This window comes from Rhizobium hidalgonense, from assembly GCF_005862185.2.
GTDB lineage: Bacteria > Pseudomonadota > Alphaproteobacteria > Rhizobiales > Rhizobiaceae > Rhizobium > Rhizobium hidalgonense.
In genome coordinates this window covers 221417-245927 of record NZ_CP054029.1, presented here as the reverse complement: position 1 = coordinate 245927, position 24511 = coordinate 221417, and the positions used below count along the sequence as shown (strand labels likewise).

Annotated in this window: 24 protein-coding genes; 16 read left to right on the top strand and 8 right to left on the bottom strand. The window is 61.7% G+C overall.

From position 1 onward, the window contains the following. Positions 1 to 72 precede the first annotated feature (72 nt). Genes FFM81_RS29995 through FFM81_RS29980 form a run of 4 tightly spaced genes read right to left on the bottom strand, consistent with a single transcriptional unit; the run spans position 73 to position 5103 of the window. Positions 73 to 618 carry a sarcosine oxidase subunit gamma family protein gene (locus FFM81_RS29995; RefSeq protein ID WP_025418812.1) on the bottom strand — a complete coding sequence of 182 codons (546 nt, stop codon included), beginning with the start codon at positions 616 to 618 and terminating at the stop codon, positions 73 to 75. Further along, complete coding sequence (locus FFM81_RS29990; protein ID WP_025418813.1) at positions 611 to 3562, bottom strand: sarcosine oxidase subunit alpha family protein; 2952 nt, start codon at positions 3560 to 3562, stop codon at positions 611 to 613. The genes FFM81_RS29995 and FFM81_RS29990 overlap by 8 nt, the downstream gene beginning before the upstream one ends. Beyond that, positions 3559 to 3840 (bottom strand): sarcosine oxidase subunit delta, encoded by a 282-nt coding sequence (locus FFM81_RS29985; RefSeq protein WP_003563707.1) that lies wholly within the window; start codon positions 3838 to 3840, stop codon positions 3559 to 3561. The genes FFM81_RS29990 and FFM81_RS29985 overlap by 4 nt, the downstream gene beginning before the upstream one ends. A 12-nt stretch (positions 3841 to 3852) precedes the next feature. Next, on the bottom strand, positions 3853 to 5103 hold the full coding sequence (locus FFM81_RS29980) for a sarcosine oxidase subunit beta family protein (RefSeq protein WP_025418814.1): 1251 nt from the start codon (positions 5101 to 5103) through the stop codon (positions 3853 to 3855). Between the two features lie 86 nt (positions 5104 to 5189). Between FFM81_RS29980 and FFM81_RS29975 the strand changes: the two genes are divergently transcribed. The 16 genes from FFM81_RS29975 (at position 5190) to minE (ending at position 20494) form a co-directional block, all read left to right on the top strand. Then, positions 5190 to 6149 carry a GlxA family transcriptional regulator gene (locus tag FFM81_RS29975; RefSeq protein WP_025418815.1) on the top strand — a complete coding sequence of 320 codons (960 nt, stop codon included), beginning with the start codon at positions 5190 to 5192 and terminating at the stop codon, positions 6147 to 6149. A gap of 79 nt (positions 6150 to 6228) precedes the next feature. Next, complete coding sequence (locus tag FFM81_RS29970) at positions 6229 to 6921, top strand: helix-turn-helix domain-containing protein (protein WP_138385872.1); 693 nt, start codon at positions 6229 to 6231, stop codon at positions 6919 to 6921. A gap of 89 nt (positions 6922 to 7010) precedes the next feature. Further along, on the top strand, positions 7011 to 7916 hold the full coding sequence (locus FFM81_RS29965) for a class II glutamine amidotransferase (RefSeq protein WP_138385873.1): 906 nt from the start codon (positions 7011 to 7013) through the stop codon (positions 7914 to 7916). A gap of 56 nt (positions 7917 to 7972) precedes the next feature. Continuing rightward, a complete protein-coding gene (locus FFM81_RS29960) occupies positions 7973 to 8659 on the top strand; it encodes a GltB/FmdC/FwdC-like GXGXG domain-containing protein (RefSeq protein WP_003563714.1) in 687 nt (228 codons plus the stop codon). A gap of 14 nt (positions 8660 to 8673) precedes the next feature. Then, positions 8674 to 10002, top strand: a complete 1329-nt coding sequence (locus FFM81_RS29955) for an FMN-binding glutamate synthase family protein (protein WP_138385874.1) — start codon at positions 8674 to 8676, stop codon at positions 10000 to 10002. Between the two features lie 79 nt (positions 10003 to 10081). Then, positions 10082 to 11389, top strand: coding sequence for a type III glutamate--ammonia ligase (gene glnT, locus FFM81_RS29950; RefSeq protein ID WP_025418817.1), 1308 nt, complete (start codon positions 10082 to 10084; stop codon positions 11387 to 11389). Between the two features lie 73 nt (positions 11390 to 11462). Continuing rightward, positions 11463 to 12347, top strand: coding sequence for a formyltetrahydrofolate deformylase (purU, locus tag FFM81_RS29945; RefSeq protein WP_173883889.1), 885 nt, complete (start codon positions 11463 to 11465; stop codon positions 12345 to 12347). Positions 12348 to 12476: 129 nt separating this feature from the next. Beyond that, positions 12477 to 13610, top strand: a complete 1134-nt coding sequence (locus FFM81_RS29940) for an aminomethyl transferase family protein (protein WP_003563723.1) — start codon at positions 12477 to 12479, stop codon at positions 13608 to 13610. An 11-nt stretch (positions 13611 to 13621) separates the two neighbouring features. Further along, positions 13622 to 14227 carry a dimethylamine monooxygenase subunit DmmA family protein gene (locus FFM81_RS29935; protein WP_138385970.1) on the top strand — a complete coding sequence of 202 codons (606 nt, stop codon included), beginning with the start codon at positions 13622 to 13624 and terminating at the stop codon, positions 14225 to 14227. After that, positions 14224 to 15189: a PDR/VanB family oxidoreductase gene (locus tag FFM81_RS29930; protein ID WP_138385969.1), complete on the top strand. Its 966-nt coding sequence runs from the start codon at positions 14224 to 14226 to the stop codon at positions 15187 to 15189. Before FFM81_RS29935 ends, FFM81_RS29930 begins: the two co-directional genes overlap by 4 nt. 34 nt (positions 15190 to 15223) lie before the next feature. Continuing rightward, positions 15224 to 16264 carry a heme-dependent oxidative N-demethylase family protein gene (locus FFM81_RS29925; RefSeq protein ID WP_003563730.1) on the top strand — a complete coding sequence of 347 codons (1041 nt, stop codon included), beginning with the start codon at positions 15224 to 15226 and terminating at the stop codon, positions 16262 to 16264. Between the two features lie 57 nt (positions 16265 to 16321). Further along, positions 16322 to 17659, top strand: coding sequence for an NAD(P)-binding domain-containing protein (locus FFM81_RS29920; protein ID WP_003563732.1), 1338 nt, complete (start codon positions 16322 to 16324; stop codon positions 17657 to 17659). A gap of 174 nt (positions 17660 to 17833) precedes the next feature. After that, a complete protein-coding gene (locus FFM81_RS29915; protein WP_025418823.1) occupies positions 17834 to 18436 on the top strand; it encodes a methyl-accepting chemotaxis protein in 603 nt (200 codons plus the stop codon). Positions 18437 to 18625: 189 nt separating this feature from the next. Further along, positions 18626 to 19345, top strand: a complete 720-nt coding sequence (minC, locus tag FFM81_RS29910) for a septum site-determining protein MinC (RefSeq protein WP_003563736.1) — start codon at positions 18626 to 18628, stop codon at positions 19343 to 19345. Between the two features lie 76 nt (positions 19346 to 19421). Continuing rightward, a complete protein-coding gene (gene minD, locus FFM81_RS29905) occupies positions 19422 to 20237 on the top strand; it encodes a septum site-determining protein MinD (RefSeq protein ID WP_025418824.1) in 816 nt (271 codons plus the stop codon). Then, entirely contained in the window at positions 20234 to 20494 is a 261-nt protein-coding gene (minE, locus tag FFM81_RS29900) for a cell division topological specificity factor MinE (protein WP_003563740.1), read from the top strand. The genes minD and minE overlap by 4 nt, the downstream gene beginning before the upstream one ends. A gap of 41 nt (positions 20495 to 20535) precedes the next feature. On the opposite strand, the gene FFM81_RS29895 is transcribed toward minE, so the two are convergent. The 4 genes from FFM81_RS29895 to FFM81_RS29880 form a co-directional block, all read right to left on the bottom strand. Continuing rightward, a complete protein-coding gene (locus FFM81_RS29895) occupies positions 20536 to 20916 on the bottom strand; it encodes a DUF6481 family protein (RefSeq protein ID WP_003563742.1) in 381 nt (126 codons plus the stop codon). 142 nt (positions 20917 to 21058) lie between these two features. Further along, positions 21059 to 21283 carry a hypothetical protein gene (locus FFM81_RS29890; protein ID WP_003563744.1) on the bottom strand — a complete coding sequence of 75 codons (225 nt, stop codon included), beginning with the start codon at positions 21281 to 21283 and terminating at the stop codon, positions 21059 to 21061. A gap of 224 nt (positions 21284 to 21507) precedes the next feature. Then, positions 21508 to 21717, bottom strand: a complete 210-nt coding sequence (locus FFM81_RS29885) for a cold-shock protein (RefSeq protein WP_003548109.1) — start codon at positions 21715 to 21717, stop codon at positions 21508 to 21510. A 271-nt stretch (positions 21718 to 21988) separates the two neighbouring features. Then, positions 21989 to 24358 (bottom strand): trimethylamine N-oxide demethylase, encoded by a 2370-nt coding sequence (locus tag FFM81_RS29880; protein WP_138385968.1) that lies wholly within the window; start codon positions 24356 to 24358, stop codon positions 21989 to 21991. Positions 24359 to 24511: the final 153 nt, after the last annotated feature.

The following is a 24511-nucleotide window of genomic DNA, read 5'->3' as shown; positions in this document are numbered from 1 at the left end:
AGAGCAGCAATGACGCCGATCATTTCTTTCCATCCATGGACAAACATTGGCGGTTGACGGCAACGATAGCCTTTATGCGCTATCCTTTTCGGCGCTTGTGGCCATATGCTTAAGCTCGTGCCACAGACTTTCGGCAAAACTGCGCAGGACCGTGAGTTCGAAGCTGTCGTCGCCGGTGCGGGCGATCTGCACGGAGATATGGCCGACCATCGTCATCGCCGAACTGCCTTCCGCAAAAACGGCGGGATCGAGATCGATGGCGGTGCCTTTTGAGAGAAGCAGCCGCGAGGAGCGGCCTGAGATGCCGATGCGCACGCGTCCGTGGCTCTGGTCCATGACGAAGGCTTTTCCCGCGAGTGCTGCCGCAAGGGCGGCGAGACTGGCGGGGGAAAGCGGCGCGTCGCCGGCGACGAACCATTGGCGGAAGCCGGCCTTGCGGATCGAACTTTTCGCAAGGCCGGCTTTGGCCAATTCCGTGGCGAGAGCTGCCGGCTCGATCGTGCCGAGCACGTGCAGCAGATGGCCTTCCGGCAGGGCCTCCAGCCGGATGCCTGTTCCGGCGCTGCCACTATATGCCGTCCCGGCAAGAACCGGTTTGTGCTGGGGTAGATCAGGCATGGAGCTTCTCGTTTTCGGGATCGACAAAGGCGGGATGGCAGAGCACCGCATCGGTGAATTCATTGCGCAGGCCGTTCCAGACCGTCACCTTTTCGCCGATGCGCTCCGGTCCGCGCCGGACGAGGGCCAGGCCGATCGTATGGCCGAGACTCGGCGAGAAGGCGCTCGATGTGACATAGCCCTGATCGTTTTCGAGCGTCGCCGCAGCGCCTTCTGCAAGGATATGCGAGCCGGTGCGAAAGCCGCTTGCCGGATTGAGCGGCTTGACGCCGACGAGGCGTGGACGCTCGGGATCCTGCAGGCCTTCGCGGGCGAGCATCGCCTTGCCGATGAAATCCGGCTTGGTTGATGAAACCATGCGGCCGAAACCGAGATCACCGGGTGTGACCGTGCCGTTGATCTCGGCATGGGTGACGTGGCCCTTTTCGATGCGCATGACGCCGAGCGCTTCGACGCCATAGGCTGAGATGCCGTGTTTCTCCCCAGCCGCCATGATGGCATCGGCAACACTTTCGCCGTAGCCGGCCGGCACGGCCAGCTCGTAAGCGAGTTCGCCCGAGAAGGAGATCCGGAAGAGCCGGCCTTCGAGGCGGCCTGCAAATAGCGACACCTTGCGGGCGCTCATGAAGGGGAAGGCCGCATCGGAAAGATCCTCGTCGACGATTTCCGAGAGGATGGCGCGCGACTTCGGCCCGGCAACCGCCATCTGCGCCCATTGATCGGTCGAGGAGGCGAAGCAGACGTCGAGTTCGGGCCAGAGCGTCTGGGCGCAGAATTCGAGATGGGTCAGCACGCCGGCGGCGAGCGCCGTCGTCGTCGTCATGAAGAAATGGTCGTCGCTGAAGCGGCTGGTGGTGCCGTCGTCATAGATGAAGCCGTCCTCGCGCAGCATGATGCCGTAACGCGCCTTGCCGACGGCCAGCTTGGCAAAGCCATTGCAATAGACCCGATCGAGGAAGGTCGCGGCATCGCGGCCGAAGATTTCGATCTTGCCGAGGGTGGAAACGTCGCAGAGGCCGGCATTTTTGCGGATGTTCAGCACCTCGCGATCGACGCTTTCGCGCCAGGTCGTCTCGCCGGCGCGCGGGAACCAGGAGGAGCGATACCAGAGGCCGGTTTCGACGAAGACCGCGCCGTTCTTTTTCGCCCAGCCGTGCAGCGGCGATTTGCGCGCCGGCTGGAAATCCTTGCCGCGCGAGGCCCCGGTCAAAGCGCCGAAGGAGACAGGTGTGTAGAAGGGACGGAAGGTCGTCGTGCCCACTTCGGCGGGCGATACGCCGCGCGCCTCGGCAAGGATGCCGATGGCGTTGATGTTGGAAAGCTTGCCCTGGTCGGTCGCCATGCCTGATGTGGTGTAGCGCTTGGCAAGCTCGACATGGCCGTAGCCCTCACGCACGGCCAGGCCAAGGTCCTTGAGATGCACGTCGTTCTGATAGTCGACGAAAGCCTTGCCCTTCGAGCCCTTGACCGACCAGAGCGGCTTTGCGTGCTGAGCCGTCTCGGTGGCGGAGGCAAAGGCCGGTTCCGCGGCAAGGCCGATTGCCTGCAATGCGGCGGCGGCCTTTGCCGCGCCATCGCCGAGGCAGGCTTCGGTCTGCGCAAGACCGGCGGCCGCGCCGGCGACGGCAAGACCGTCCTGTGATGCCGGCGCCAGAAAGGCCGAGGTCTCATCCGACCATTGCGGCTTGCCGCCGCGATGGCAGGCAAGATGAATGACCGGGCTCCAGCCGCCCGACATGGCAAGCGCATTCGCGTCGATCCGGCGAATGCCGCCTGCGGTCTCGACGCTGACGCCGCGCAGGCGCTTGCCGCCCTCTGCATCGATCACCCGGGCGCCCCGCAGCACCTCGGCGCGGCCCTGCCAGCTCTTGCCGCCATCGGCGCGGCTGTCGACGATCGCCGCGACTCGAAGGCCGGCGGCTTCGAGGTCGGCAGCGGTGTCATATGCAGTGTCGTTGGTGGTGAAGATCACCGTGCTTTGGCCAGGTGCTACCGCCTGCCGATTGAGATAGCTGCGCATGGCGCCGGCCATCATCACGCCGGGAATATCGTTGCCGCCGAAAACGAGCGGCCGTTCCTCGGCCCCCGTCGCCAGGATCGCCTGGCGGGCGACGATGCGCCACAATCGTTCGACGGGACGCTCCGGATCAGGCAACGCCATATGCTTCTGCACACGTTCGACAGCGCCGAAAACATTGTCGTCGTACCAGCCGAACACGGTCATGCGCGGCAGGCGGCGCACATTCGAAAGCCCTTCGAGTTCGGCCAGCAGCCCGCCGAGAACAGCGTCCGCCGGCTTGCCGTCGACAGCGCCGCGGGAAAGCAGGCTACCGCCGAGTTCGGGGCCTTCGTCGGCAAGGATGACGCGCGCGCCGGCGCGCCCCGCCGTCAGCGCCGCGGCAAGACCCGCGGGGCCGGCGCCGATCACCAGCAGATCGCAATGCGCCCAGCACTTCTCATAGGTGTCGGGATCGGCGTCGTAGGAGGCCCGGCCGAGGCCCGCCGCCTTGCGGATCACCGGCTCGTAGAGTTTTTCCCAGAGGGCCGCCGGCCACATGAAGGTCTTGTAGTAGAAGCCGGCGCTGAGGAACGGCGAGAGCAGGCCGTTGACGGCGCCGACATCGAAACCGAGCGAGGGCCAGCGGTTCTGGCTCTTGGCCGCCAGCCCCTGGTAAAGCTCGATCATCGTCGCGCGTGTATTCGGCTCGGTGCGCCCGCCGCTGCCTGTCGTCACCAGCGCGTTCGGTTCGGCAGCGCCCGCCGTCAGGATGCCGCGCGGGCGGTGATATTTGAAGCTGCGGCCGACGAGCTGGATACCATTGGCAAGCAGCGCCGAGGCGAGCGTGTCGCCCGGATGGCCTTGCAGCGCCTTGCCGTCGAAGGTGAAGCCGAGTGTCGCGGCCCGGTCGATGCGGCCGCCGGAGGAAAGACGGAAGCTCGTCATGCCGGTTCTCCGCCGAGCTTGGCAAGGGCGGCATCCCTGACGCCATGGACCTTATGGGTGACGGTATCGCGCTCGACGATCAGCCAGCGGCGGCATCCGGAGGAATGGTGCCAATATTCGCTATGCCGGCCCTTCGGATTGTCGCGCAGATAGACATAGTCGTACCAGGCATCCTGACCGGCATCCGGCGCCGGCCGGACAAGACCCGCATCGCCGCGGATCGAGAATTCCTCCTTGGGCCGGACGCCGCAATGGGGACATGAAATCAGGCTCGCCATGGTCGAATGTCCTCAGTGCAGATTGGGCTGGGCGCCAACGCCCTTTTCGTCGATCGGGTAACCGCGCGCGAAACGGTCGAGCCGGAAGGCGCGGGCGGTCTGATGCGGCGTGTTGCGGGCGATCAGATGGGCGTAGCAGAAGCCGGAGGCGGGCGTGGCCTTGAAGCCGCCGTAGCACCAGCCGCTATTGAGGTAGAGATTATCGATATGGGTGCGGTCGATGATCGGCGAGCCGTCCATGCTCATGTCCATCACGCCGCCCCAGGAGCGGAGATAACGCACGCGCGACAAGGACGGGATCATCGCCACCCCGGCCTCGGCAACATGCTCGACCGAAGCCAGATTGCCGCGCTGGGCATAGGAATTATAGCCGTCGATGTCGCCGCCGAAGACGAGGCCGCCCTTGTCGGACTGGGAGACGTAGAAATGTCCGGCGCCGAAGGTGACGACATTGTCGATGAAGGGTTTGAGCCCTTCGGAGACGAAGGCCTGCAGCACATGGCTTTCGATCGGCAGGCGAAGGCCGGCCATATCGGCGACGACGGTGGAATTGCCGGCCGCCGCCAGCGCCAGCTTGCCGCAGCCGATGAAGCCCCTGCTGGTCTCGACGCCGGTCACCCGGCCGTTTTCGCTACGGATGCCGGTGACTTCGCACTGGGTGATGATGTCGACGCCGCGGCTGTCTGCGCCGCGGGCATAGCCCCAGGCAACCGCATCGTGGCGCACCGTGCCGCCACGCGGCTGGTAGAGGGCGCCCATCACCGGGAAACGGGCATTGTCGAAATCGAGGAAGGGCAGCTTCCGGCGCACGGCCTGCCGGTCGATCAGCTCGGCATCGACGCCGTGCAGCCGCATGGCGTTGCCGCGGCGCGTATAGGCGTCACGCTGCGCGTCGGAATGGAAGAGGTTCAGCACGCCGCGCTGCGAGACCATGGCATTGAAGTTGAAGTCCTGCTCCAAGCCTTCCCAGAGCTTCATCGACAGTTCGTAGAAGGGATTGTTGCCTGGAAGCAGATAGTTGGAACGGATGATCGTCGTGTTCCTGCCGATATTGCCGGAGCCGAGATAGCCCTTTTCGAGGACGGCGACATTGGTGATGCCGAACTCCTTGGCAAGATAATAGGCGGTGGCCAGGCCGTGACCGCCGCCGCCGACGATGACGACGTCGTAATGCGGCTTCGGCGCCGGATCGCGCCAGGCAGGCGCCCAGTTCTTGTTGCCGCGAAGGCCGTTGAGGAAAATCGAAAGAGCGGAATAGCGCATGGGTCACCTGGAAAGAACAGGCCCATGATGCCAGAAAGAAGCAGGCAGACTTGCACGACAGGGACATGAATCGCTAAGAAAGGGACATGTCCTCACTTGATAGCAGAAATCTTCAGACGATCGGCTTCATCCTGATTCCGGGATTCGCGCTGATGTCCTATGCCTCGGCGACGGAGCCGTTGCGGGCGGCAAATCTTCTGGCGGGCCGCGAGATCTATCGTCTAAAGATTTTCTCGCCGGATGGCGCATCGGCGCTCTCCTCCTCCGGCGTCAGCGTACCCGCCGAACCGTTGCCTGTCAGAGGTTCGGGGCTTGGAACGGCCTTCGTCTGCGCCGGCGGTTCGCCGCGCGACTGGCGGTATCCGGGCGTGCTTGCCTGTTTGCGGCAGCTGTCGCGCGAAGGTGTGAGGATCGGCGGCATCTCGGGCGGTCCCTATCTGATGGCCGCCGCCGGACTGCTCGGCGGCCGCGACTTCACTGTCCATTGGGAGCATGCGGCAGCCCTTCTCGAAGCCTTCCCGGATCTTTCGCCGCGCCAGGCGCGCTTCGTGATCGACGGCAACAGGATCACCTGCGGCGGCGGCATCGCTCCACTTGACATGATGCATGTGCTGATCGCCGAGCGCATGGGGCCGGATTTCGCCCGTCGCGTCAGCGACTGGTATCTTCACACGGAGGTCAACGAGCCGGCAGCACCACAGCGCGCCTCGCTCGCCGAGCGCTATGGCGTCCACCATCCCGGCTTGCTCAGCGTTCTCGAACGGATGGAGGAGACGATCGAGATGCCGCTCGAGCGTGCCGCCATGGCGCGGATCGCCGGCGTCACCACCCGCCATCTCGACCGGCTGTTTGCCGCCCACCTCGGCACCAGCTTCCTCGATCAATACCGCAAGATCAGGCTGCAGCATGCCCATCGCCTGCTGAAGCAGAGCCCGCTTTCCGTCTCGGAGATCGCGGTTGCCACCGGCTTTTCCAGCCTCAGCCACTTTTCCCGGATGTTCCGTAGCGCCTACGGCGTCACTCCGCGTGAGGCGCGGCGGGAATAGTTTTCTTCACGGTTGAGGAAATTTCACTATGACGATAGGATTGCATCCGAACAAAAGCGCAGGCGGCAGGGGAAAATCCATGAAATCCAAGCGAGAAGCGGCGGAGCAGCCGGAACAGCCGGAACAGCCGCATGGCGGACGCACGGCCTTTTCCCAGGACCCGCACGCCGTTCGGGAACCGAAGGAAAACAACCTCGAAATGGCGATCGGCCATGAGGTGCGCGCCTACCGCAAGAAACTCGGCATCACCGTCACCGATCTCGCGGCCGCAACCGGCATTTCGCTCGGCATGTTATCGAAGATCGAGAACGGCAATATCTCGCCGTCGCTGACGACGCTGCAATCGCTGTCGCGGGCGCTCGGCGTGCCGCTGACCGCCTTTTTCCGCCGCTTCGAGGAGCCGCGCAACGCCGTCTTCGTCAAGGCCGGGCAGGGCGTCGAGCTCGAACGGCGCGGCACGCGTGCCGGCCACCAATATAATCTGCTCGGCCATATCGACAACAATACCAGCGGGGTCATCGTCGAGCCCTATCTGATCACGCTGACGGCCGATTCCGACATCTTCCCGACCTTCCAGCACGAGGGCATGGAGTTTCTCTATATGCTCGAAGGCGAGGTGGTCTACCGCCACGGCGACCAGCTTTTCCAGATGCAGCCGGGCGACAGCCTGTTCTTCGACGCCGATGCGCCGCATGGGCCGGAACAGCTGGTGAAACTGCCGAGCAAATACCTGTCGATCATCAGTTATCCCCAGCAGAGCTCACGGAGCTGAATTGCCTTAGAGGAAAACTTTATTCTTCCCAGTTGATGTCCCGATAGAGACCTGCTACTCCTTTCTCAACATGAACGGAGGCACGCGCCATGTGCGGCATTGTAGGACTGTTCCTCAAGGACAAGAGCCTTGAACCTCAGCTCGGGAATCTGCTCTCGGATATGCTGATCACCATGACTGATCGCGGGCCGGATTCGGCCGGCATCGCGATCTATGGCGGCACGGCCGAGGGCAGGGCAAAGATCACCATCCAGTCCGCCAACCCCAGCGCCGATTTCGAAGGCCTCGCCGGCGATCTCGAGAAGGCCGGCATCAAAGCCCATATGTGGGTCAAGAGCACGCACGCGGTCATCGAGCTCGATGCTTCCAAGCTTGCAGATGTGCGCGAGACACTCGAACGGATCCGCCCGGCCGTCCGCCTGATGGGATCGGGCGAAAGCGTCGAGATCTACAAGGAAATCGGTCTTCCCAAGGACGTCGTAGCGCGCTTCGGCGTCCGCGCGATGAGTGGAACCCACGGCATCGGCCATACCCGCATGGCGACCGAATCCGCCGTCACCACGCTCGGCGCCCATCCGTTCTCGACCGGCGCCGATCAGTGCCTGGTGCACAACGGCTCGCTGTCCAACCACAACAATCTGCGCCGCGAACTGGTGCGCGAAGGCATGACCTTCGAGACGCAGAACGATTCCGAAGTCGCCGCCGCCTATCTCACAGCCGAAATGGCCAAGGGCAAGGATCTCGGCCAGGCGCTGACCGGCGCGCTCGACGATCTCGACGGCTTCTTCACCTTCGTCGTCGGCACCAAGTCCGGCTTCGGCGTGGTGCGCGACCCGATCGCCTGCAAGCCCGCCGTCATGGCGGAAACCGACCAGTACGTCGCCTTCGGTTCGGAATACCGCGCGCTGGTCAACCTTCCCGGCATCGAGAATGCCCGCGTCTGGGAGCCGGAGCCGGCAACCGTTTACTTCTGGGATCACGACAAGGCCGCCTGAGGGGCGCCAGAAAACAGGAGCCGGCTCAGACCGTCTCCCGGAGCAATGAGGATTCAATGCCCATATTCGATCTTTCCAACACCCCTCTTCGCGAATTGAACAGCGCGCTGCACGCCCTTTCCGAAGGGGCGAACGACACGGAGTTCGAAGTCGTCAACCCGCGCGGCAGCCATGCCGTTGCCGTTGGTATCGACAGCCCCGTCACCGTCGCCGTCAGAGGATCGGTCGGCTATTACTGCGCCGGCATGAATGACGGCGGCAGGGTTACGGTTCACGGTTCGGCCGGGCCGGGTGTCGCCGAAAACATGATGTCCGGCACCGTCGTCATCGAGGGCGACGCCAGCCAGTATGCCGGCGCCACCGGCCGCGGCGGGTTGCTCGTCATCAAGGGCAATGCAGCCTCGCGCTGCGGCATTTCGATGAAGGGCATCGACATCGTGGTTCACGGCAGCATCGGCCACATGTCGGCCTTCATGGGCCAGTCCGGCCATCTGGTCGTGCTCGGCGATGCCGGCGATGCGCTGGGGGATTCGCTCTACGAAGCCAAGCTTTTCGTCCGCGGCGAGGTCAAGAGCCTCGGCTCCGACTGCATCGAGAAAGAGATGCGGCCGGAGCATCTGGAGAAGCTCACCGAACTGCTCGAAAGGGCAGGGGTGACGGGCGTCAGGCCTGAAGAGTTCAAGCGCTACGGCTCGGCCCGCAAGCTCTACAATTTCAACATCGACAACGCCGACGCGTATTGAGGCGAGGGACATCCATGAGCTATCACAACCCCTATACCCCGCCCCGCAAGTCCGCGACGTTCGACGACTATACGCTGGCCGAAATCCGCCGCGCGGCCGCCACCGGGATCTATGACATCCGCGGCGCCGGCACCAAGCGCAAGGTTCCGCATTTCGACGATCTCCTGTTCCTCGGCGCCTCGATCTCGCGTTATCCGCTCGAAGGTTATCGGGAGAAGTGCGACACATCTGTGGTGCTCGGCTCGCGTTTCGCCAAGAAGCCGATCACGCTGAAGACGCCGATCACCATTGCCGGCATGAGTTTTGGCGCGCTTTCCGGCAATGCCAAGGAAGCGCTCGGCCGCGGTGCGACGATCGCGGGCACCTCGACGACGACAGGCGACGGCGGCATGACCGATGAGGAGCGCGGCCATTCGCAAACGCTGGTCTACCAATATCTGCCGTCGCGCTACGGGATGAACCCTAAGGATTTGCGGCGCGCGGATGCCATCGAAGTCGTGGTCGGCCAGGGCGCCAAGCCCGGCGGCGGCGGCATGCTGCTCGGCCAGAAGATCTCCGACCGCGTCGCCAATATGCGCAACCTGCCGAAGGGCATCGACCAGCGCTCGGCCTGCCGCCATCCGGACTGGACCGGCCCCGATGATCTGGAAATCAAGATCATGGAGCTGCGCGAGATCACCGATTGGGAAAAGCCGATCTACGTCAAGGTCGGCGGCGCGCGTCCGTATTACGACACCGCCCTTGCCGTGAAGGCGGGCGCCGACGTCGTCGTGCTCGACGGCATGCAGGGCGGCACGGCGGCCACACAGGACGTCTTCATCGAGAATGTCGGCATGCCGACGCTCGCCTGCATTCGTCCGGCCGTTCAGGCGCTGCAGGAGCTCGGCATGCATCGTAAGGTGCAGCTCATCGTTTCCGGCGGCATCCGCTCCGGCGCCGACGTTGCCAAGGCGCTGGCGCTCGGCGCCGACGCAGTCGCGATCGGCACGGCGGCGTTGGTGGCCATCGGCGACAATGATCCGCACTGGGAAGAGGAATATCAGAAGCTCGGCACGACGGCCGGCGCTTATGATGATTGGCACGAAGGCAAGGATCCGGCCGGCATCACCACCCAGGATCCGGAGCTCGCAAAACGCCTCGATCCGGTTGCGGCCGGCCGCCGTCTTGCCAACTACCTCAACGTGATGACGCTTGAGGCGCAGACGATCGCGCGGGCTTGCGGCAAGAACCATCTCCACAACCTCGAGCCGGAAGACCTCGTCGCACTGACGATCGAGGCATCGGCCATGGCGCAGGTACCGCTCGCCGGCACCAACTGGATTCCCGGCAAGGGAGGCTTCTGATTTCACCGGCCGGGCCAAAGTCCCGGCCGTCTCATTTCCATGACCAAAGTGTCTCGAAGAAATCCAAAGGGGAACGAGAATGACACTGGACCTTGCTGCTTTTGCCAGAGACAAAGGCATCAAATATTTCATGATCAGCTACACCGACCTGTTCGGCGGCCAACGCGCCAAGCTGGTCCCGGCTGAAGCGATTGCCGATATGCAGAGAGATGGCGCCGGTTTCGCGGGCTTTGCGACCTGGCTCGATCTGACGCCTGCCCATCCGGACCTGTTTGCGGTTCCCGATGCTTCCTCCGTCATCCAGCTCCCATGGAAGAAGGACGTCGCATGGGTTGCAGCCGACTGCGTCATGGAGGATCGGCCTGTCGAACAGGCGCCGCGCGTTGTGCTGAAAAGATTGGTCGCCGAGGCTGCGAAAGCAGGGCTCAGGGTAAAAACCGGCGTGGAGCCCGAGTTCTTTCTGATCTCTTCTGATGGTTCGGTGATTTCAGATCAGTTCGATACCGCCGAGAAGCCTTGCTACGATCAGCAGGCGGTGATGCGCCGCTATGATGTCATCGCCGAGATTTGCGACTACATGCTCGAACTCGGCTGGAAGCCCTATCAGAACGACCACGAGGATGCGAACGGCCAGTTCGAGATGAACTGGGAATATGACGACGCTCTTCAAACGGCGGACAAACACTCGTTCTTCAAGTTCATGGTCAAGTCGATCGCCGAAAAGCACGGCCTTCGCGCCACCTTCATGCCGAAGCCCTTCAAAGGACTGACCGGAAATGGGTGCCATGCCCACATTTCGGTTTGGGACATCGACGGCAAGGTCAACGCCTTCGCCGACAAGGAAATGCCCTTCGGGCTCTCCGCCCAGGGTAAGACCTTCCTCGGCGGCATCATGAAGCATGCCTCGGCGCTGGCCGCCGTCACCAACCCGACCGTCAATTCCTACAAGCGCATCAATGCGCCAAGGACGATCTCGGGCGCAACATGGGCGCCGAATACCGTCACCTGGACCGGCAACAACCGGACGCACATGGTGCGTGTGCCAGGCCCCGGCCGTTTCGAACTGCGGCTGCCCGATGGGGCTGTTAACCCCTATCTCCTGCAGGCGATTATCATCGCAGCCGGCCTTTCGGGAATTCGGTCGCAAGCCGATCCTGGCCGCCACTACGATATCGATATGTATCGTGACGGGCATACGGTGACTGACGCTCCAAAGCTGCCCCTCAATCTTCTCGATGCGCTGCGCGAATACGAGAAGGACGAAGAATTGCGGGCTTCGTTGGGCGCCGAGTTCTCCTCCGCCTACCTCAAACTGAAGCATAGCGAGTGGAACACCTATTGCTCGCACTTCACCGAGTGGGAGCGGAACACCACTCTGGATATTTGACTTCCCAGCCGCATCCGCGGCCGTCTCCCCGTGCCACGGGCACGGGGTCTTTCTCCATCGTTCGGATCGCCCCATGACCCAGTACATTCTGACGGTATCCTGCAAATCGACGCGCGGCATCGTGGCGGCGATTTCGAGCTATCTGGCCGAGAAGGGCTGCAACATCGTCGATAGTTCGCAGTTCGACGATCTCGATACCGGCAAGTTCTTCATGCGCGTCTCCTTTATTTCCGAAGAGGGCCTATCAGGCACCGAGATCGGCGCCGATTTTGTCACCGTCGCAGCACCCTTCGCCATGGACTATGAGTTCCACGACAGCGAGAGCCGCATGAAGGTGCTGCTGATGGTGTCGCGCTTCGGCCATTGTCTCAACGACCTGCTCTACCGCTGGAAGATCGGCGCGCTGCCGATCGATATCGTCGGCGTCGTCTCCAACCATTTCGACTACCAGAAGGTCGTGGTCAATCACGACATCCCCTTCCACCATATCCCGGTCACCAAGGCCAACAAGGTGCAGGCCGAAGCCCATATCATGGAGGTGGCCGAGCAGACCGGCACCGAACTGATCGTGCTCGCCCGCTACATGCAGATCCTGTCGGATGAGATGTGCCAGAAGATGTCGGGTAAGATCATCAACATCCACCACTCTTTCCTGCCGAGCTTCAAGGGCGCCAATCCTTACAAGCAGGCCTACGGCCGAGGCGTCAAGCTGATCGGCGCGACCGCCCATTACGTCACCGCCGATCTCGACGAAGGCCCGATCATCGAGCAGGACACGGCGCGCATCACCCATGCGCAGTCGCCGGACGACTATGTCTCGATCGGCCGCGATGTCGAAAGCCAGGTGCTGGCGCGGGCCATCCACGCCCATATCCACCACCGCACCTTCATCAACGGCAATAGAACCGTGGTCTTCCCGGCCAGCCCCGGCAGCTACGCATCCGAACGGATGGGGTAAGAGGGTCACCGGTGGCGGCAGATGCTATCGACGTTTTGGGAAATGCACGTCGGATGGGCTTGCCACGACGCGAAAGGCTTATATAGTCAGGAAATAAATATTCCGTAGAGGAAATAAGAGGGAACGGTAATGGCATTATCATGGCGTTTCTCCGTGTTGGCGGATCGGCATCGCGCTCTGGGATCGAAGCTTGAGGACTGGAGCGGCATGGGGACCGCCTGGACCTACGACAAGGACATGTCGGAAGAGCATGTCGCCGTCCGAACAAAGGCCGGCATCATGGATGTCTCCGGCCTGAAGAAAGTGCATCTGGTCGGCCCGCACGCCATCGCCGTGCTCGATTACATCACCACCCGCGACCTGACGAAGATCTACCCCGGCCGCTCGGTCTACGCGACCATGCTGAACGAGCGCGGCCACTTTACCGACGACTGCATCGTCTATCGAACAGGGCCGAATTCCTGGATGCTGGTGCATGGCTCCGGCTCCGGCCACGAGGAAGTCGTCCGGCAGGCAGCCGGCCGAAACTGCGCCGTGCTCTTCGACGACGACCTGCACGATCTGTCGCTGCAGGGCCCGCTCGCGGTCGATTATCTCGCCAAATACGTGCCCGGCATCCGCGACCTCAAATATTTCCACCACATGCAGACGACGCTGTTCGGTGCGCCGGTGATGATCTCACGCACTGGCTACACCGGCGAACGCGGTTACGAACTCTTCGTGCGCGGCCAGGACGCCGTCATGGTCTGGGACCGGATCGTCGAGGAAGGCAAGGAGATGGGCATCATTCCCTGCTGCTTCTCGGTGCTCGACATGCTGCGCGTCGAAAGCTACCTGCTGTTCTATCCCTACGACAATTCGCAGATGTATCCTTTCGCCGACCAGCCGCCCGGCGACAGCCTCTGGGAACTCGGCCTCGACTTCACCGTCAGCCCCGGCAAGACCGGTTTCCGCGGCGCCGAGGAACATGCCCGCCTGAAGGGCAAGGAACGCTTCAGGATCTTCGGCATGCTGATCGATGCCGACGGGCCGGCCGATCTCGGCGACGAAGTCTTTGCCGACGGCAAAAAGGTCGGCGTCATCACCTGCCCGAGCTATTCGTCGCTGACGAAGAAATCCATGGCGATCGCTCGTCTCGATGTTGACAAGGCGGTGCATGGGACGAAACTCGAAGTCCGCGGCAAGACCGTGAAGGCCAGTGCCACGGCCCACACTCTTCCCTTCGACGATCCGGAAAAGAAGAAGAGGATTGCCGTGGGTTAAGGAGCACGCCAATGCTCGTTGCAGGCATCAAAAGCCGACCAGTCTATCAAGGTCTGACCATCCAGCCGAACGCCCGGCGGCACATTTTCGCGCTCGAAGGGGATGGCGCCCAGGCTCTCCTCGACCGGCGGGCAGCGCTTGACGAAACCGCTCTTTCCCGTAGCGAGATCCTCTATGTCGCCCGCGGCTCGCAAGGCACCGGGTTGGACGATGCGCTGCGCGGCCTTGGCGCCGACATGTTCTTCACCGCGCCGACGATCGCAACGCTGCTCTTCCGATTGAAGGGGTCGCTCGGCACCGCCCATATGGGCACGCGGCTTTATATATCAGGCACGGAAGGCTTTATCGGGCAGGCGATGCTGGTCGCGCTCGAATACGGCATGGACCACGCCTCCGTCATTACCGAGCACCGCGGCTCGCTGGCGAGGCGCGTGCAATGCGTCCATTGCAAGGGCATCACCGACGACGTCACGACTAGCCCCTTTGCCTGCAGCCACTGCGCGCTGCCGCTTCTGGTGCGTGACCATTATTCGCGCCGGCTCGCCGCCTTCCAGGGCGTCAATATCGACGCGGAAGAGCCCGGCAGCGCGCCCAATCCGGAGGAGTTGTTCCTTTGAGCGGTGGTACAGAAATTCCCGTCCGTGTGGCGCGGATCACGCCGATTGCCGAACGCATCAAGCGCTTTCGCTTCGAGCGCCTCGACGGCAAGCCGATGCCCTATTTCTCCGGCGGCGCGCATATCATCGTTTCGATGAACGATGGCGGCCATATGCGCCGCAATGCCTATTCACTGATGTCGCCGCCGCATGATTGTGCGGCCTATGAGATCAGCGTGTTGCATGTCGAGGATTCACGCGGCGGCTCCACCTTCATGCATGAGAAGGTGAGCGAAGGCGACGAGCTGAAAGTCAGTTATCCCGTCAATCTTTTCCAACCGGATTGGCGCGGACGCAAACATCTTCTGGTCGCCGGCGGCATCGGCATTACTCCCTTCATTGCGATGATGGAGCAGTTTTCCCGCGAAGGCGCCAATTTCGAACTGCACTATGCCATCCGCACGCGCGACCGCGGCGCCTACTGGCGGGAGTTGCTTGAACGCTACGGCCAGCATCGCATCAAGATCCATTGCGACGCCGAAGGCGGCGCCATCCCCTTGACGCGTCTGCTCGAGAGCCAGCCGCTCGGCACGCATCTTTATGTCTGCGGCCCCTCCGGCATGATCGACGGCGTGCTGAAAACAGGCCTCAATGCCGGATGGCCGGAGCAGAACCTGCACTCGGAACGGTTCCTGTCGTCGTTGCCCGGCAAGCCCTTCGCGATCGAACTCCTTCGGTCCGGCAAGACCGTGAAGGTCGGCCATCACGAAAGCATGCTGGAGGCGATCGAGGCGGCGGGCGTCGACGCGCCCTTCCTCTGTCGCGGCGGCGCCTGCGGTCAATGCGAAACCGGGGTCGTCACCTGCGACGGCAAGCTGCTGCACAATGACGTCTATCTGACCAGCGAAGAAAAAACATCCGGCCGCAAGGTGATGATCTGCGTTTCCCGCTTCGAGGGAAAGACGCTGCATCTTGATCTCTAGCGGCATCTGATAAAGCGGAACAAGGAGACCTGATATGGCAATCGTCTTCAAGCAGGAAACTTTCCGGAACGATTTCAGCTACCGGAACAGCCCTGAGAATATCCGGCGTTTCCCGTTTCCCTTCGACCGCGACGAATACATGTATTCGGTCAATATGGAGCCGCATGTGCACGGGCGGGCGGGGACCGTCTACGAAAGCCTGATCGACGTCGACGAACATTACGTCGCCGAGATGCATGACCGGGCGCTGGTGCTGAAGGAAGATCCGCTGCGCTATCAGGCCCTGCCGCACATGATGAGCGCGCAGTGGGATACGCTCGAACTGCTGATGGAAGAACAGGCGGCGGGCTACCCCGAGCATTTCACTCTCATCCGCAACGGCGACCAGTGGCGCTGGATTAACCGTCCGCTCGGCATCGACGACAGCTTTACCTTCGGCGATGCTTCGACGCTGCCCTATGAGCCCTTCGAATATATCACCCGCCAGGCCCAAGGCGATTTCTGCATCGTCGACCAGCGCGACGGCAATCTGTGGATGGATGCCGGCATGGTGACGACGCAGGCCGACTGGTCGCTCGATTTCGATATCGGCATGAACTTCATGGAATGGCACGGGCCGGTGCCGCTCGCCCATCAGATCGGCGTCTTCGACCGGGCCTTGAAATTCCTGCTGAACCTGCAGCAGGGCAAGCCGACGCGGCGTTTCAACTGGACGATGACGATCAACCCGCGGCTCGACACCAGCCCGGAGAATTATCACAAATGGGGTCCTGACCGCACGACAGTAACGCCTGAGAATGTCGGCGAGAAGGTGCATCTGCGTGTCGAGCTGCAGAGCCTGTGGCGCCTGCCGCGCTCGAACGCCATCCTCTTCGTCATCCGCTGCTACCTGATGAACATGGAAGAACTCGCCACCGTGCCGAAATGGGCGCGGCGCTTGCCGCGGGTGCTGAAGACGCTGCCGCCGGAGCTGATCGACTATAAGGGCCTCACCCGCTTCCGCGAGACGACGATCGACTGGCTTTCCAAATATGACGATGGGGCGCCGACCAGCCCCGGCATTTATCCGGACTGAGGCGCAAAGCGCGCTGTAACACTTCGAATTGCTGCATAATCAAGAGGGGAATGCTTCATGACTAGAGTAGCCGTCATCGGTGCCGGTCCTTCCGGGCTGGCGCAGCTGCGCGCCTTTCAATCGGCCGCCCAGAAGGGCGCCGAAATCCCGGAGATCGTCTGCTTCGAAAAGCAGTCGGATTGGGGCGGGCTCTGGAACTATACCTGGCGCACTGGCCTCGACGAATATGGCGAGCCGGTGCACGGCAGCATGTATCGTTACCTCTGGTCGAACGGCCCGAAGGAATGCCTCGAATTCGCCGATTATTCCTTCGAAGAGCATTTCGGCAAGCCGATCGCCTCCTATCCGCCGCGCGCCGTGCTCTGGGACTATATCAAGGGCCGCGTCGAGAAGGCGAATGTTCGCCATTGGGTGCGCTTCAGCACGCCGGTGCGCATGGTGCGTTTCGACGAGCAGACCAAGAAATTCACGGTGACGGCGCATAACCGCATCGAGGACCGTATGTATGACGAGGAATTCGACTATGTCGTCGTGGCCTCCGGTCATTTCTCGACGCCGAACGTGCCCTATTTCGAGGGCGTCAAGACCTTCAACGGGCGGGTGCTGCACGCCCACGACTTCCGCGACGCGCTGGAGTTCAAGGGCAAGGATATCCTGCTTGTCGGCCGTAGCTATTCGGCCGAGGACATCGGCTCGCAATGCTGGAAATACGGCGCAAAATCGGTGACGACGAGTTACCGGTCAAAGCCGATGGGCTTCAAATGGCCGGAGAATTTCGAGGAACGTCCGCTGCTGACCCGGCTGGAAAATCGCACGGCGCATTTCCTCGACGGCTCGACCAAGGAGGTCGATGCGGTGATCCTCTGCACCGGATACCAGCACCATTTCCCCTTCCTGCCTGACGATCTCAGACTGAAGACCGCCAACCGGCTCTGGGCCGACAGCCTCTACAAGGGCGTGATCTTCGACAGAAACCCGCAGCTCTTCTATATCGGCATGCAGGATCAGTTCTACACCTTCAACATGTTCGACGTGCAGGCCTGGTGGGCGCGAGACGTGATGATGGGGCGCATCACCTTGCCGCCGGAAGAGGAGCTGAAAGCCAATTTCGACATGTGGCGTGCCCGCGAGGAGACGCTCGAAGATGCCGAGCAGATGATCTGGTATCAGGGCGACTATGTGAAGGAACTGCTTGCCGAAACCGATTATCCTTCCTTCGACATCGAAGGCACCAACAAGACCTTCATGGAGTGGGAACATCACAAGGCCCACAACATCATGGGCTTCCGCGATCATGCCTATCGATCGCTGATGACCGGCAACATGTCGCCGACGCACCACACGCCCTGGGTCGAGGCGCTCGACGATTCCATGGAGGAATATCTGCGCAACTGACGAGGCGGGCCGCATTGCCGGAGCAGGGTGCCTGTCCACTCTGTTCCGGCAGTTGCAGCCGGCCGTTGAAGCGTGTCGCGCAAAAGTGTGCAGCGGTTTTGCGATCACGACATGCTTAGCACAAAGAAGACGGCATAAATCCCTCTGCAACTCATCTCTTCGGACGTGGCCTTCATGGATTTTCAGACAAGCATTCTCGGGCGCATGAACGGTTTTCTCTACCGCTGTCGCGCCGATGAAAACTATACGATGCTGGAGATGACCAACGGCATCGAGCGCATCTTCGGTTATCCAGTCGACGAGATCGTCGGCAATCGCACCCGCACCTTTACCTCGATCATGTACGAGGAAGACGTGCCGTTGATGGACGAGGTCGTCGGACGGGCGCTGGAGAAACGCGCGGACTGGACGATGGAATACCGCATCCGCCACGCCATGGGCCATCTCATCTGGGTGACCGAGACCGGCGGCGGCCTCTGGGACGAGAAGGGTGAGCTTCTCTATCTCGAGGGTAGCATCATCAACATCGAATCACTCTACCAGCGAATCGACGAACAGACCGCCGACATGCGCGTCACCGCCTCGAAGACCAACGAGATCCTGCAATCGCTGCGCTACCTCAAGCTGCTCGCCGTCAATGCCGGCATCGAGGCGGCCCGCGCCGGCACAGCCGGATCGGGTTTTGCCGTGCTTGCCGCCGAAATGCGCACGCTTGCCAACTCCTCCGAAGAGGCCGCCCGCGCCATTTCCGACGCGCAGCGCAAGGCGCAAGGCTGAGCATTGGCGCCGACGCAGAACGCCCGCGTTGTTAACCTGCGGCGTTCTCACAAATTGCATATATTCTTCAATAGCTTGTTGTAATTCCGCTGGACAGGAATCTCGCGCTGTTACCAGGAATATTCAGGCCGCGTTAACTTTTTGTTAACCATAGCAGCGCTACACATGGTCAACGATTTCTTCACATAGATGACCAAAGTGCTAACAGACGCTCGCTCTATCCGCATCAAGGGCCGCTCTTTCCTGGCGGTCATGCTGTCCCCGGACCTCCCGATCGACGATTGGTTGACCCGGCTGGACGATCTGGCCGCGCGTTCGGCCGGCTTCTTCCTCGGACGGCCTGTTGTGCTCGACCTGACGGACCTGCAAATCGACCGGCCGCAGCTCAAAGAGCTGATTGCCGAACTTGCCAAGCGCAATGTCAGCATCATGGGTATCGAAGGCGCGCGGCCGTCGATCCTCGGCTCGGGCATGCCTCCGGCACTCAAGGGCGGCCGGTCGGTTTCCGATATCGAGGTTCCCGCCAAGGAGACCGCCGATCCGCCGGTCAAAGCGGCAGCCGCCGAGACCCGTGCTGCCATGCAATCGATCGTCATCCGGGAACCGGTGCGCTCGGGACAGTCGGTGATCTTTCCGGAAGGTGACGTCACCATCATCGGATCGGTCGCGTCCGGCGCCGAGGTGATCGCCGGGGGATCGGTCCATATTTACGGCGCGCTACGCGGCCGAGCCATGGCGGGCTCCATCGGAAACGCATCGGCGCAGATTTTTTGCCGCAAGCTCGAGGCCGAGCTGGTGGCAATCGACGGCATCTACAAAATGGCAGAAGACATGGCCCCCAATCTTCGCGGACAGGCAGTTCAGCTCTGGCTCGAAGACGATGCGATCATGGCGGAAAAACTGATCTGACGACAGCGCCGCGCGTCTTTTCAGACGCGCAAAGGACGCTGTAACACTTTGAATTACTGCGGCAAAGGAGAGAGAAATGGGGAAAGTGATCGTCGTCACGTCAGGCAAGGGCGGGGTTGGCAAGACAACCTCGACCGCCGCATTGGGAGCGGCGCTGGCGCAACGCAATGAAAAGGTCGTCGTCGTCGATTTCGACGTCGGCTTGCGTAATCTCGACCTGGTGATGGGCGCCGAGCGCCGGGTCGTATACGACCTGATCAATGTCATCCAGGGCGACGCCAAGCTGACCCAGGCGCTGATCCGCGACAAGCGGCTGGAGACGCTGTTCCTGCTGCCGGCCTCGCAGACGCGCGACAAGGACAATCTGACGGCCGAGGGCGTCGAGCGCGTCATCAACGATCTGAAGCGCTATTTCGACTGGATCATCTGCGACAGCCCGGCCGGGATCGAGCGCGGTGCGACGCTTGCCATGCGCCATGCCGATGTTGCCGTTGTCGTCACCAATCCGGAAGTCTCGTCGGTCCGCGATTCCGATCGCATCATCGGCCTGCTCGATGCCAAAACTGCCAAAGCCGAACGCGGCGAGCGGATGGAAAAGCACCTGCTGCTGACCCGCTACGATGCCAACCGCGCCGAACGCGGCGACATGCTCAAGGTCGACGACGTGCTGGAGATCCTGTCCATCCCACTGCTCGGCATCGTGCCCGAAAGCATGGATGTGCTGCGGGCATCCAACATCGGTGCGCCGGTGACGCTTTCTGAAAGCCGCAGCCCGGCTGCGATGGCCTATTTCGACGCCGCGCGCCGGCTCGCCGGCGAAGTAGTACCGATGGCAATCCCTGAGGAAAAGCGGAATATTTTCGGCAAGATCTTCGGACGGAGGGCGGCATGAATATTTTCCGGCTATTCAACAAGCAGAGAACCGCACCTGCCGCCCGTGAGCGCCTGCAGGTGCTTCTTGCCCACGAGCGCTCCTCGGCGGGTTCGGACCTCGTCTCGCTGCTGCGCGAGGAAATCCTTGCGGTGATCGCAAAACATGTGCAGCTCGACCACGACAAGGTACAGGTGACGATCGATCGCAACGAGTTCGTTTCGACGCTTGAGATCGATGTCGAAATTCCGCTGAATGCGGCCGTGCAGGCCGCTTAAAACGAGGCGCTGCCTGTCGTCACGACAGGCAGCGCTCGAAGTCACGACTTCCGGGCTTTGCGATTGGCGTAACGCAAGTCGCGTGCGGCCTTTCGGGCAGCTTCGTCGGCAATTACGCGAGCGATCCGGTCTTTGTCGGCCGCTTCGCGCGCGTCGGCGTCGGCGCGTGCTGCAGCCTCGGCGGCTGCCTGGCGCTCTGCTTCCGCGGCCTGAGCCCGTTCCAGTTCCTCGCGCTTCACCCGTTCCCGCTCGGCGCGCCGTTCTTCCCTGGCCGCGGCGACAGCTTGACGCTCCGCCTGCTTTGCCAGCCGAGTCGGTTCGGCCGTATCCTTGGCGGTACGATACGCATTGAGGAGAGCTGCCTTGGCTTCGGCAGCGGCGCTGCGACGATCGGAAAGCTCGTTGTTTCTGGCGTGTTTCAAATCTGTTACCTGACTGTTTGATTTCGAGACTAGAGCACGATGCCGAAAACTGCGCGATTTTCGGAAGACCCTATGCTCTATCTGTTCGATTTGGATCTAAATGATATTATGCCAATCCGACGTAAAATCATCCAGACTAAAATCACATTTTCTTTTTTCGCTTCGTAGCCGGGGCATTTTCCGCCATCAAGCGATCCTGCAATTCCTTGGCCTCACGGGCTTCGCGCAATCTCAAGGTCTTTTCCTCACGGGCGCGCACCGTCTGATCAATCTCTTCCACTGCACGGCTGCGCGCCAGGAATTGCGATTGTGCGTTACCGAAGGCGATCTCCGCCCGCTGGCGTGATTTGCTGTGTGTCTCTGTCATTTTTGTCCTGGATTTTCTAGGGCGACGCGCGGCATTTCGGACGCGCAAAAGGCGCCGCAACACCTTGAATGCTGCATAATTCCTTAAATCGATTCCGATGAAAGGAATGACGCAGTGGCGCGCTCGGCGCGCAACAAAAAGGCCAGGCAACCTGCCTGACCTTGCCGGTATCACGCTTTCGACAGTGCCAGTACATCCGTGGTCAAAGGAAAGCAGATATCAATTTAGGCAGCTTGAAGATTGCAAGCGGACATTTTGCCCGACTTGTTATCGCGCTCAAGCTCGTAGCCGATCTTCTGGCCTTCGACGATTTCGCGCATGCCGGCGCGCTCGACAGCAGAGATGTGAACGAAGGCGTCAGCGCCGCCGTCATCAGGCTGAATGAAGCCGAAGCCCTTGGTGGAATTGAACCATTTAACTGTGCCAGTGGTCATAACAAACCCTTTCATAGCAATTGACAGACCGCACGTGCGATAGCACGGCGGATGATGATCTCGATTTTGAAGAGGGAAGTTCGTCCAGGGCACGTTGCCAGCGTGCAATAACAAAAGTCAAACAAGCAATATCGACAATCCTGATATAATCATCGAACGCGGATTTGTCAACTTTTAGTTTTTTGAAACTCTCAATTCTCTATGTGGTTGCATACGGCCGTCTTACACATCGTCGCCCGTAGGCGACGCGTCCAGGTCTCAAATGCATGCGTTACGAGCGCGGCCGCGTCTTCTGCGGGTCATAATGCGAGAGCGGCACGACCGTCGCCGGCAGGCGTTTCTGGTGGCCATCGAGCTTGCCGATTTCGACCTCGGTGCCGGGACTTGCGTGCATCACATCGATGCGGGCGAGCGCGATCGTCTTGCCGAGCACAGGCGAGCGCGTGGCGCTGGTGACAACGCCCACCTGTGCCCGGCCGATATGGACGCCGTCGCCGTGGCCGACCGCCTCATTGGCCTTGATATCGAGCCCGACGAGCAGGTGGCGCGGATGCTCCTTGCGCCGGATCAGCGCCTCGCGGCCGATGAAATCATCCTGTTTGGATTTCAGCGGCACGGTGAAGCCGATGCCGGCTTCGAACGGATCCGTCTGGTCGGTGAATTCGTGATGGGCGAAGATCAGGCCCGCCTCGATGCGGACCATGTCGAGCGCCTCCAGCCCCATCGGCTTCAGTCCATGCGGCTGCCCTGCCTCCCAGACGGCGTCGAACACCGTCAGCGCATCCTTGGGATGACAGAAGATCTCGTAGCCGAGCTCGCCGGTATAACCCGTGCGCGAGACGACGATTGGCGCCCCTTCGAAGCCGCCGATGCGGCCGATGGTGAAACGGAACCATTCGAGCTCGCCGATATCTGGCTGGCGCGGCGCCGTCCAGATGATCTCCTTCAGGATATCGCGGCTCCTGGGACCCTGCAGGGCGATATTGTGCAGTTGGTCGGTCGAGGAGCGCACCCAGGCCTTGAAGCCCTTCTTCTCGGCCTGCTGACGCAGCCAGATGCCGCTGAAATCATCGCCGCCGATCCAGCGGAAATTCTGCTCGCCGAGGCGGAAGAGCGTGCCGTCATCGATCATGCCGCCGTTTTCGTAGCACATGGCGGAATAGACCACCTGGCCGGTCGACAGTTTTCGCACGTCGCGCGTCAGGCAATATTGAAGCAGTGCCTCGGCATCCGGCCCGGTCACCTCGAACTTCCGCAGCGGCGAGAGATCGATGACGGCGGCGCGCTCGCGGCAGGCCCAGTACTCCTCGACCGGGCCTTCGCTGGAAAAGCGGTTCGGCAGCCAGTAGCCGCGATATTCGGTGTAGTCCCGCGTCAGCGCGGAGAGACGGGGATGGAAGGCGGTTTCGCGCGTCAGTTCGGCGTCGGCATCTGGGGTCATGCGATAGGCCACCGCTCTTGAGAATTTCTCGTTTCCGGAAAAGGTGCGGACATGGATATCCGTCGGATCCCAGCCGTTCGCCGCATCGATATCGTCCGGGCAGGACGAGGAGACGCAGACGAGATCGGTCAGGGCCCGCATCAGCACATAATCACCAGGGCGCGACCACGGCTCGTCGAGGTAGAGCTGGTTGTTGTGGTCGATATTGGTGTTGTAGAAATAGTTCAGCGCTTCCCAGCCCTTGCGGCCGGCAATGCCGTAAGGCGCCAGCGCCGCGTTGAAATTGTCCGTGCAGTTGCTATGGCCGGGATAGCCCATGTCGTCGTAATAGCGCGCATTGCAGGCGGTCGCGAAAGCGTCGTGGCGCCCGACCGTATCCTGGACGATTTCGACCAGGGGCTCGAAATCCCGGTCGAAAGCCTTGGAGGGAAGGCCCGGCATCGGATAGCTGCGGCCGAGCAGCGTGCGAGTGACCGTTGAATCGAGCGCCAGGTCGAGGCCCTTGTCGACCTTGCGGGCGGCGAAGGCCTGGAAATCGGTGCACTGACGTCCGTAGACGTCGATGATCTGGATGAATTCGCCGGCGCGCACGAAATAGGCCGCAGCGGTCGCCGCCCGGATGCGGATATCCTCGATCGGATCGGCGGCCGGTTCCGGCAGGGCGGCGGCATAATCACGGATCAGCAGGCTGCGCTTGATCCTGACCTCGATCGGCGTCGCCGTATCCTGCGCCTCCGGCGACATGGCAGCCGCCGGTGCTGCGACGATCAACAGACCTTTCATGCTAACGGTGAAATCCGTCTGGCTGCCCGGGGTCGATTCGGTCCCGAAGAGACGCAGGGCTCCGGCCGCCGCAAGGTCGGCGCCGCGACGCTGAAGCGCCGTTCGAGTGCGGGCCGCGCTTTCATCCTCTGCTTGAAGAATGGCCTTCAAGCCCTCGGCTGAATTGCTGAAAGCCGTTCCAAGACCGGCCGCTTGGAAGCGCCCTTTCTCGTCGAGGAAAGAGATTTCGCAGACCTGGCCGCCCTCGCTGTCGATAACACTGACGCGGTCACCCGCCTCGACGCGGACGACGACCGATCCACCGCCCTTTACCCGGTACCGTTCGGCTCCCTCCGGCAGGGTGGGAATGCCCGGATAATGCACGAGGCTTGGAGCGACCGTCCGCAGGCCCGTCACAGCAGGATGAAGTTCTCGCATTCTACCCTCATGGGCGATCGGCATGCCATGCGGCACACACCCATACAGGTTACAAAATGGCTCGGGAAAGTAAAGGCATGTTGACTAAAAAGAAAATATCTTCACTATGCATAAAGAGTTCAGACTCGGGAATCCGTCGGGAGCGCGGATCGC